Source organism: Bradyrhizobium sp. P2_E8 (assembly GCF_056403875.1).
In genome coordinates this window covers 1-8,769 of record NZ_JBFUES010000223.1, presented here as the reverse complement: position 1 = coordinate 8,769, position 8,769 = coordinate 1, and the positions used below count along the sequence as shown (strand labels likewise).

General features: G+C 63.5%; 9 protein-coding genes. 4 read left to right on the top strand and 5 right to left on the bottom strand.

Annotated features, from left to right (window positions below):
- The 5 genes from AC1D00_RS14875 to AC1D00_RS14855 form a co-directional block, all read right to left on the bottom strand.
- Nucleotides 1-517 (bottom strand): ThuA domain-containing protein (locus AC1D00_RS14875; protein WP_477011186.1); only part of this gene is annotated, 517 nt, incomplete at its 3' end.
- Nucleotides 518-527: 10 nt separating this feature from the next.
- Entirely contained in the window at nt 528-1,625 is a 1,098-nt protein-coding gene (locus AC1D00_RS14870) for a Gfo/Idh/MocA family protein (RefSeq protein WP_477011185.1), read from the bottom strand.
- 22 nt (nt 1,626-1,647) lie between these two features.
- On the bottom strand, nt 1,648-2,496 hold the full coding sequence (locus AC1D00_RS14865) for a carbohydrate ABC transporter permease (RefSeq protein WP_135172796.1): 849 nt from the start codon (nt 2,494-2,496) through the stop codon (nt 1,648-1,650).
- Nucleotides 2,489-3,430, bottom strand: coding sequence for a carbohydrate ABC transporter permease (locus tag AC1D00_RS14860; RefSeq protein WP_477011184.1), 942 nt, complete (start codon nt 3,428-3,430; stop codon nt 2,489-2,491). The genes AC1D00_RS14865 and AC1D00_RS14860 overlap by 8 nt, the downstream gene beginning before the upstream one ends.
- 2 nt (nt 3,431-3,432) lie before the next feature.
- On the bottom strand, nt 3,433-4,692 hold the full coding sequence (locus AC1D00_RS14855) for an extracellular solute-binding protein (protein ID WP_477011183.1): 1,260 nt from the start codon (nt 4,690-4,692) through the stop codon (nt 3,433-3,435).
- A gap of 167 nt (nt 4,693-4,859) precedes the next feature.
- Here AC1D00_RS14855 and AC1D00_RS14850 point away from each other — a divergent pair, with 167 nt between their 5' ends.
- The 4 genes from AC1D00_RS14850 to AC1D00_RS14835 all read left to right on the top strand — a co-directional run.
- Nucleotides 4,860-5,618, top strand: coding sequence for an SDR family NAD(P)-dependent oxidoreductase (locus tag AC1D00_RS14850; RefSeq protein ID WP_477011182.1), 759 nt, complete (start codon nt 4,860-4,862; stop codon nt 5,616-5,618).
- A 232-nt stretch (nt 5,619-5,850) separates the two neighbouring features.
- Nucleotides 5,851-7,101 carry an ABC transporter substrate-binding protein gene (locus tag AC1D00_RS14845; protein ID WP_135172792.1) on the top strand — a complete coding sequence of 417 codons (1,251 nt, stop codon included), beginning with the start codon at nt 5,851-5,853 and terminating at the stop codon, nt 7,099-7,101.
- Nucleotides 7,102-7,224: 123 nt separating this feature from the next.
- Nucleotides 7,225-8,052, top strand: a complete 828-nt coding sequence (locus AC1D00_RS14840; protein WP_135172791.1) for a helix-turn-helix domain-containing protein — start codon at nt 7,225-7,227, stop codon at nt 8,050-8,052.
- Nucleotides 8,053-8,242: 190 nt separating this feature from the next.
- Nucleotides 8,243-8,769, top strand: a 527-nt coding sequence (locus tag AC1D00_RS14835; RefSeq protein ID WP_477011181.1) for a branched-chain amino acid ABC transporter permease, incomplete at its 3' end; no start/stop codon positions are given.

Here is an 8,769-nt window from a genome sequence, read left to right as displayed (position 1 = left end):
CCACGGGCATGACCACGCCCTCGATCCAGGGCGCGTGCTCGCCGGTGAAGGTCGTCGTCGCCAACACCTCGTTGGCGGGGTCGACATGCATGTAATACTGCTCTGAACGATGCTCGAAACTCTTCAGACCCTTCATGATGGGGTCATCCGGCTTCGTCAAGTCGACCTTGTAGTCGATGATGTTGCCGGGATGCGCAACCCACTGCCCGCCGCAGAGGAACTGGTAGTCGACGGAATCGCGGAACGCGTCGCACATGCCGCCATGATGGCCGGCGAGCCCGACGCCGTCGCGCACCGCCGCGCAGAGATTGAGCGCTTCGGCCTTCTCGATCTTCGACATGGTGTAGATCGGGATGATCAGCGACAGATCGTGGATCGCGGGATCGGCGAACGCCGCCGTCGTGGTTTCGACCCGCACCTCAAATCCTTCGGCCTTCAGCCAGCCGCGGATCATCGAGGCACAGAGATCCGGATCGTGTCCCGGCCAGCCACCCCAAACAATCATTGCCTTGCGCATGTTTCTGTCCTCAGTCGATCTGTCCGGTTTCGCGTCCGGCCGGCAGCATCGCCGGCCGCTCGACGCGGCTCTCGATCCTGACGCGCCGGCCTTCGTCGGCGGAGGTCTGGAACGCCTCCATCACCTCCAGCACGTGGAAGGCAAGCGCCCCGCTGGCGCGGTGCGGCCGGTTGTTCAGGATCGCGGCAGCCATGTCGGCAACGCCGATCGAGCGGAACTCGCCGTCGACATGGCCGTGCGTCAGCGGCACCGTCTCCCATTCACCGCCGGTCTTTGCCACCTGCACCTCGCCGCCGAAGCGGTTCGGGTCCGGCACCAGCATGCTGCCCTTGTCGCCATAGATCTCGATCGGCGCGTGCCGGTGCTTCGGCACGTCGAAGCTCATTGCGATCGAGACGACCGCCCCGCTCTCGAATTCGAGCGTGCCCGCCACGTGGGTCGATACCTCGACCGGAATCAGCGTGCCGTTCATCGGCTGGCTGGTGACCACGCGCTCGGATTTCGGACGCGCGGTCGAACCCATCACGCTTGCGACCGGGCCGAGCAGCTGCACCAGATCGGTGATGTAATACGGCCCCATGTCCAGCATCGGCCCGCCACCGCGCAGGTAATAGAAGCCCGGCGCCGGATGCCAGCGCTCGTGGCCGGGGCAGCCGAAGAAGGCGCTGCCCGCAACCGGCGTGCCGATCGCACCGTCGTCGATCAGCTTGCGCGCGGTCTGGTGTCCGCCGCCGAGGAACGTATCCGGCGCGCAGCCGACGCGAAGGTTCTTCTGCGCGGCGAGATCCATCACCTTTGCCGCCTCCGCGACGTTGATGCCGAGCGGCTTCTCGGAGTGGACATGCTTGCCGGCATTGAGCACGGCGAGGCTGACGTCGGTGTGGGCGAGCGGCACGGTGAGATTGATGACGATCTCGACGTCGTCGCGCCTCAGCAACTGATCGACCCGCATCCCGGGCAGGCCGAAGGCCGCGCCCTGGCGCTCCGCGGCATCGCTGCGCATGTCGGCGAGCGCCTTGACCTCCATGAAAGGAAAGCGCTGGGCCGCCTTCAGATAGGCGGTACTGATATTGCCGCAGCCGATGATTCCGATACCTATTCTTCTCATTGTGATCTCCGTGAGATACCGTTCATCCCTTGACCGCGCCTGCGGTGAGGCCGGCGACGATGTGCTTCTGCGCCAGAAGGAAGAGAACGACCGTCGGCAGGATGGTCAGCGTGATGAAGGCCAGGATCAGGTGCCACTCGGACGAATACTCGCCTTGATAAACCATGATACCGAGCGGCCAGGGATACAGCGCATCAGTGTTGAGCATCACCAGCGGCAGCAGATAGGCGTTCCAGCTGTTGACGAAGGTGATGGTGCCGACGGTGGCAAGGATCGGCCGTGACAGCGGCAGCGTCACGTAGCGAAAGAACTTGATATAGCTGCAGCCGTCGACCAGCGCGGCTTCGAGCAGTTCATAGGGAATGTCCTTGAAGAAGCGCCGCAGCAGCAGCACGCTCATGGCCAGGCTGAACGCGACCTGCGGCAGCGCGACGCCGAAATAGGTATCGAGCAGCCCGAGATCGCGCACCTTGATGAACAGCGGCAGCACCGCTGTCGCGGCCGGAAACAGCAGGCCGAGCGTCAGATAGCTCAGCAACATCGAGCTGCCGTAGAACCTGACATGGGCGAAGGTGAACGCGGCCATCGAGGCCGTGATCAGGGTCAGGATCACCGCGAGCGTCGAGATGACCAGCGAGTTGCGGAGCAGTTGCCAGTAGCGCGCCGAGAACAGGATGTCGGCATAGTTCTGCCATTCCCAGTGCCTGGGCAGGCCGAACGGATTGACGCGCAGCTCACCGAGCGACTTGAAGCCGCCGAGCAGGGTCGCGAGCAGCGGCACCAGCACGAAGATGGCGATCACGGCGAGGAACAGCGCCTTGAACAATATTGCGGGATCGAACGGGGTGCGGGTGGTCTCGGCGTCATTCATCGCGCATGAACCATCGCTTGTAGGTGAAGGCAAAGGTCACGCAGATCACGAACAGGATGACGCCGATGGCGCTGCCATAGCCGACGCGCATGCGGGAGATGCCGTTGTTGTAGAGGAAGCTCACCATCGTGTTGGAGGAATCCGCAGGTCCTCCGCGCGTCAGCGGCATCACCAGGTCGAATAGCTGCAGCGAACCGATGATGGCGAAGAACACGGAGAGCCGGATCGTCGGATAGAGCAAGGGGATGACGACGTGGCGGAGCGTCTGCGACCGCGTCGCGCCGTCGATGGTGGCCGCCTCGACCAGGCTCTTGTCGAGCCCCTGGAGTGCGGCGATGAACAGCATCATGTGGAAGCCAAAATACTTCCAGACGATGACGATCAGCACCGCCAGCATCGCCGTGTCGGTCGAGGCCAGCAGATGCGGCGCCTCGGCGCCGAAGGTGCGCCAGATCGAGGCGACCAGGCCATAATCGCCGTCATAGACGAACGAGAAGATCAGCCCGGTTGCGATCTCCGCCAGAATGTAGGGCATGAAGAACAGCATCCGCAGCGCCACTGCGCCGCGGAAACGCTCCGCGAGCATCAAGGCCAGCGTGAGCGCAAGCGGCAACTGTACCAGCAGCGAGACCGCGGTGATCAGCCCGTTGTTGCGCAGCGCGAGCCAGAAGGCGCGCGTCTCCAGCACGAAGCGGTAATTGTCGAAGCCGATCCAGTTGGTCGGCCTGCCAAAGCCGTTCCAGTTGAAGGCCGAGTACCAGGCGGCCTCGCCGATCGGCAGCACCACGAACAGCGTGAACAGCAGCAGCGCCGGCGGCAGGAACAGGATCAGCACCGTGAAGCGGCCGTCCCAGCCGGGACCGCGGACCGCTGTCGACGAGAACGATGGCTGTGCAACGCCTATCGCCGGCGCGCTCGCGATCCGTCGCGCCACCGTCAGTTGCCCTGCTTCCAGGCCGCCTCGATCGCCTTGGCGGCGTCCTGCGGGCTCATGCTGCCGCCGGCGATTTCTGCAGCCACGTCATTGACGACGCGGCCGACCGAGGGGCCGAGGCTCTGGTCATAGAAGTTCTGGTGGTAGTTCGACTTCGCCAGATTAGCCGCGATCAGCTTCATGAAGGAATTGTTGAGGCCGGCATCCGCGCCCTGCACCACCGGAATGATGAAATTGCTCGCCGCAAGCCGCGTCTGCACGTCCTTGGAGATGAAGTATTTCAGGAAATCGACCGCCTCCTTCGGCGAGCCCTTGGTGATGAGCCAGCCGGTGATGCCGCCGAGCGTGTCCGTCGGCGCGCCCTTGCCGCCCGGTACGACCGGAAAGTCGAACCAGCAGATCTTGTCCTCGGAGAGGCCGACCTTGTCGGCGGCGAGCGCGCGCTGCAGATGATAGACGCTGCTGATCGCAAGCGTCATGGCCGCCTTGCCGTCGCCGAAATAGCCGACCGCCTGCGGATTCTTGAAGCCGAGGAAACCGTTCTGGAACGGCTGAAGATCGACGAGCTGCTTGAACAGCTCGCCGGACTTCTGGAAGGTTTCGCCGGCGAAGCCGCCATTCTCGCCGCGCAGCGCCGCGTCGAAGGCCGGCTTGCCGCCGATGCGCACGGCAAGATGCGTCCAGTAGAAGTGTAACGGCCATTTGTCGGCGCCGCCGACCACGATCGGCGTGACGCCGGCGGCCTTCAACGTCTTGACGGCGGCAAGCAGGTCATCCCAGCTCTTGATCCCTGCGGGATCGACCTTCGCCTTGGCCATCAGTTCCCTGTTGCAGAGGAAGCCGACCTGCGACAGCGCGGTCGGCAGACCATAAACGTGGCCATTGCTTGTGAAGGCGGCGAGCGCTGCCGGCGTCAGGCTGTCGCTGTAACCCTTCACGGAATCGGTGATGTCGTCGAGGACGCCAGCCTCGATCTGCGCCTTCAGGACGCCACCRGACCAGCTGTAGATGATGTTCGGCCGATCCTTGGATTGCAGGATGGTCGGCAGCTTGGCCTTGTAGGCCTCGTTCTCGAGGAACTGCATCTCGACCTTGACGCCCGGATGCGACGCCTCATAGGCGCGCGCGACCTCCTCCCAGATCTTCACCTGGGCTGGATTGACCTCGATGTGGAGCCATTTCACCGTCGTGTCGGCTGCGGCAGAGTTGGCCCAAAGCAGGCATGCGGCAGCGGCGAGTCCTAGCTTCCGGAGCAGTCTCATCACATTCCTCCCGATCGGCTCTTATTCTTTGGCTGCAATCCTGCCTTCGATTTTTGAGGTACGCAACTAAAATTCTGATCTATGGACCTCACGGCGGTAGTCGCTAAGGTTGGCGGGACAACCGGGCGGCGCATCGCACCGCCCGCAACGCAACATAAGAGGTGCCCATGGCCGCCGTTTATTCCGACCTTGCCGGCAAGGTCGTTCTCGTCACCGGTGGCGCTGCGGGAATTGGCGCTGCGATCGTGCGGCACTTCGCGCAGCAGAAATCCAATGTCGTGTTCTTCGACATCAAGGCCGACGAGGGCCAGCGCCTGGCACGCGAGTTGTCGGATCAGGGCCTGGCTGCGCATTTCCAGCGCGTCGACCTGACCGACATCGCCGCGTTGCGCGCCGGCGTAGTCGAGGCCCGCAAGGCGCACGGCGCGATCAGCATCCTGATCAACAACGCGGCACATGACGAGCGTCACAACACCGAGGAGATGACGCCGGAATATTGGGACGACCGCGTCGCGGTGAATCTGAAGCACCAGTTCTTCGCGTCGCAGGCGGTGCTGCCGGACATGAAGGCGGCGCGTGCCGGGGCCATCATCAATTTCGGCTCCGTGTCGTGGATCGCGGGGCAAGGCGGCATGGCCGCCTACACCGCCAGCAAATCGGGCGTGATCGGCCTGACGCGCTCATTGGCGCGCGACTACGGCCCCTACAATATCCGCGTCAACGCGATCGCGCCGGGCTGGATCATGACCGAGCGCCAGCTCGAGAAATGGATGACGCCGGCGGGCGAGATCGAACTGCAGCAGCGACAGTGCCTGAAGCGCCGGCTGGTGCCGGACGAGGTCGCGAAATTCACCGTCTTCCTCGCGTCCGACGAGGCCTCCGCCTGTACCGCTCAGCATTATATCGTGGATGGCGGCTGGGTGTGAGGCGCTTTGACGCTGGCGGTCGCATCAGGGCGCGACACAGCCGCCGATTGCGCCGCAACACCACTTGCGCCGCAGCATTCAAAAATGAGACTGCCCGTCAAACCGGAAGAGGTGCGCACGCAGGCACCGCCTTCGACTTCGGCTAGCTTCCCTCCAAAGCCGGGGCCGCTCGAGAGCCACCGGCGTCGCGCCCGGTTCGGCGCGGCAAAGCGACGACACAGGGAGGAGCACAATGTCGAAATGCAGTGTGGGGCTGCTCGCGCTGAGCAGCCTGTTTCTTTCGGGCGCGGCGATCGCCCAGGAAAAGATCAAGGTGGGCGTGACCGCAACCCTCGAAGGCACCTACACGGTGCTCGGCGAGGACGGCATGCGCGGCCATCAGACGGCACTCAACGTGCTGGGCAAGAAAATCGGCAACAAGGAACTTGAGTTCATCGTCGCGTCAACCGACGCGACGCCGGATTCGGCTGTGCGCGCCGTCCGCAAGCTGATCGAGCAGGACAAGGTGCAGATCCTGCTGTCGCCGCTCTCCGGCGACGAGGGCATCGCGGTGAAGAACTTTGCAAAGACCCATCCCGAGCTGACTTTCATCAATGCGGCGTCCGGCGCCCAGGAAACGACCTATGTCGATCCTGCCCCGAACTTCTTCCGCTACAACATGGACGGTGCGCAGTGGCAGGTCGGCCTCGGCAAATACGCCTATGACGAAAAGAAGTATCGCAAGATCGCGACCGTGGGCGAAGACTACTCCTTCATCTACACCCAGGTGTTCGGCCTCGTGCTCGAATTCTGCGGCGCCGGTGGCCAGGTCACCAACCGGCAATGGGTGCCGCTCGGCACCAAGGACTTCGCCTCCGTCATCGCCGCGCTGCCCGACGATGTCGATGCCATCTATCTCGGACTTGGCGGGGCGGACGCCGTCAACTTCCTCAATCAGTATCAGCAGGCCGGCGGCAAGGCGCATCTGATGGGAGGTTCCATCATGATCGACCAGACCATCCTGTCGTCAAAGGGGAATGCCAAGAATGCGCTGATCGGCACCATCGCGGCGAGCGGCCAGGCCGATACCTGGGAGGATCCAGGCTGGCAGAAGTTCGTGAAGGCCTATCAGGACGCCTTCCCGCCCAACAAGCGCTTTCCAAGCCCGTCACTGCTTGCAACCAACTACTATGGCTCGACGATGGCCTTGATCCTGGCGCTGCGCGAGGTCAATGGCGATCTCAGCGACAACCAGTCGAAGTTCAGGACTGCGCTCGCGAAGATCGAGCTCGACGCGCCGAACGGCAAGATCAAGCTCGACTCCAATCGTCAGGCGATCGGCACCAACTTCGTCACCGAGGTCGTCGATGACGGCAAGGGTGCGCTGTTCAGCAAGGTCGTGAAGGTGATCCCGAACGTGAACCAGACGCTCGGCTACGATGCGGCCGTGTTCTCGAAGATCGGGCTCCCGAGCCGTAGCGTGCCGGAATGTAAGAAATACTGACGCATCGCATCGACAGCACATGAGCGGGGAGCGACTTGCTGACGCGGGTGCTCTCCGCTCTTGCAATCTCCGCGGCGTTGTTGAACGCTGGCTGAAAAGACAAGAACATTCGGGAGGGAAGGCATGAGCCGTGCGCTCGCCGTCTTCCACGGCCGGTTCGGTCGGGCGACGGTTTATCAGTTGAACCGCCCTTTCAATATCCACGCCCATCGTGAAGGTCATCTGATCTTCCATGTCGGCGGCATGCCCGCATGCATCGATGTCTGCGCCGGCCACTACGATCTCAGCGAAACCTCCGTCGTTGCCGTCAATCCCTGGGAGCCGCATAATTTCCTGCCGACCGACCTCGACGGCGGCGCGATCTTCTTCGTGCTCTACGTCAATCCCGAATGGTTTGCGCCCGATGCACCGGGTTCCGACCGGCTGCGCTTCGGCCGCACGCATTTCAAGCGCACCGTCGCGCTCGACAAGCACATCCGGCGGACCGCCGCCTTGGTGTGCGGCGCACCATCGCTCTCCAGCCTCGATTCCGAACTCCGGCGGCTGATCGACATCTGCTACGACGAAAGCTGGCAACAGGCCGAGACCGCGCGCGATGCGCGGGCAAACGGCTCCGTCACCGATTTTCGCGTGCGCAAATGCATCAAGATGATGTCGGAGAGCCCCGGCGCCGAGATCGAGCTCGACACGATCGCGCGCGAGTCCGGCCTGTCGCGGCCGCACTTCTACCGATTGTTCCGCGTCCAGACCGGCGTCACGCCGAACCTCTATCTCAACACGCTGATCATGGAACAGGCGCTCGAAGCGCTGGTCGCCAGCGAGGCACCGATCGCCGATATCGGCTTCGATCTCGGCTTCTCCTCGCAGAGCGGCTTCACCCGCTTCTTCGCCGCCAATGTGGGGATGGCTCCGACCGACTATCGTCGCGCCGCCAAGGTCTTGCGCGCCTGACCGCCGCGCGAAAAGATACTCACGATCAAACGTCCCTCTCCAAGCCCGGCTAGGATGAGCGCAACGCGATCCCGAGATGGTCGCGACGACGGGAGCGCACGTTCATGGCGAGGCAAGCAGCCACTGCAAGGCTGTCTGACCTGCATTCGGTGGAGCTTCGGCGCGCTGCCTTCACAAGCGGGCGGCGCCCATGAGCCGTTTCATCGAACGCCATCCCGTCTGGGCGCTGATCGTGATCATCGCGATTGCCGTCGCGCTCTGGCTGGTCTTCGCAGTCTGGCCGCCGGGCCTCGAGGAGGCGATCGGCCGGAAGCGCGTCTTCCTCAACGCCGTCTTCAACGGCGTCACGCTCGGCGGGCTCTACTTCCTCGTCGCGAGCGGCTTCACGCTGATCTTCGGCCTGATGCGCAACGTCAACCTGGCGCACGGCTCGCTCTATCTGTTCGGCGGCTATGTCGGCTACGCCATCAGCACAGCCACCGGCTCCTGGCTCCTCAGCTTCATCCTTGCCTTCCTCCTCACTGCACTGGTCGGCGTGCTGCTCCAGGTGATCGTGTTCCGGCGCATGGAGGGCCAGGACCTCAGGCAGACCATGGTGACGATCGGGCTCTCGATCGTGTTCGCCGACCTGATGCTCTGGGCCTGCGGCGGCGACTTCTACCAGATCCAGACCCCGAGCTGGCTGGTCGGGCCCATGGACCTGCCACTGATCACGGC

Excerpts from the sequence above, each read along its gene's own strand:
- AC1D00_RS14870 (WP_477011185.1), bottom strand. The coding sequence starts at position 1,625 with ATGAGAAGAATAGGTATCGGAATCATCGGCTGCGGCAATATCAGTACC.
- AC1D00_RS14865 (WP_135172796.1), bottom strand. The coding sequence starts at position 2,496 with ATGAATGACGCCGAGACCACCCGCACCCCGTTCGATCCCGCAATATTG.
- AC1D00_RS14850 (WP_477011182.1), top strand. The coding sequence starts at position 4,860 with ATGGCCGCCGTTTATTCCGACCTTGCCGGCAAGGTCGTTCTCGTCACC.
- AC1D00_RS14845 (WP_135172792.1), top strand. The coding sequence starts at position 5,851 with ATGTCGAAATGCAGTGTGGGGCTGCTCGCGCTGAGCAGCCTGTTTCTT.
- AC1D00_RS14840 (WP_135172791.1), top strand. The coding sequence starts at position 7,225 with ATGAGCCGTGCGCTCGCCGTCTTCCACGGCCGGTTCGGTCGGGCGACG.